At 54.0% G+C, this 654-nt stretch carries 1 protein-coding gene; it reads left to right on the forward strand.

Translation table 11 applies throughout. The features are described from left to right. Positions 1 to 266: 266 nt before the first annotated feature. Positions 267 to 654 (forward strand): VOC family protein (locus QQJ79_RS15740; protein WP_284223872.1); only part of this gene is annotated, 388 nt, incomplete at its 3' end.

Raw genomic sequence — 654 nt, forward strand, 5'->3', positions numbered from 1 at the left:
GAAAGGGGCGTGTTATTCCGTCCAAAGCCGCAAACTGGCCGCCGTGGTGGCGGAGCTTGAAAAGAATGCCGCGGACCCGGATGTCCTTCCAGCCCTTTTCAAGACGGTGGAGCAGGTCGGGGAGGAGACCCTTCAATGGCTTCGGGAGGTTCTGGAAAAGGACCTCGCCTGAAAAGATTTTGAGGATAAGCGACGGGTGATCTAAATCTATAGGAGCAGGAACGTTCCGCCTTGGACAACAGACGGCATCAAGACGGAGACTGTCCATGAAAATAGAACGAATTCACCATGTGGCGTATCGATGCAGGGATGCGAGGGAGACCGTTGACTGGTATGTGAAATACCTGAATATGGATTTTATCCTGGCCATTGCAGAGGACCGGGTGCCTTCCACCGGGGAGCCTGATCCCTATATGCATGTGTTTCTGGATGCGGGAAATGGCAATGTGTTGGCATTTTTCGAGCTTCCCAATTCCCCGGCCATGGGCCGCGATCCCAACACCCCCGGCTGGGTCCAGCATCTGGCCTTGCAGGTGTCGTCCATGAAAGACCTGATGGAAACCAAGAAACGACTGGAAGAGGATGGCATTCTGGTGATCGGGCCGATCAATCACACCCTGTTCCAGTCCATTTACTTCTTTGATCCCAATGGGC

Source organism: Brevundimonas denitrificans (genome assembly GCF_030160755.1).
Classification (GTDB): domain Bacteria; phylum Pseudomonadota; class Alphaproteobacteria; order Caulobacterales; family Caulobacteraceae; genus Brevundimonas; species Brevundimonas denitrificans.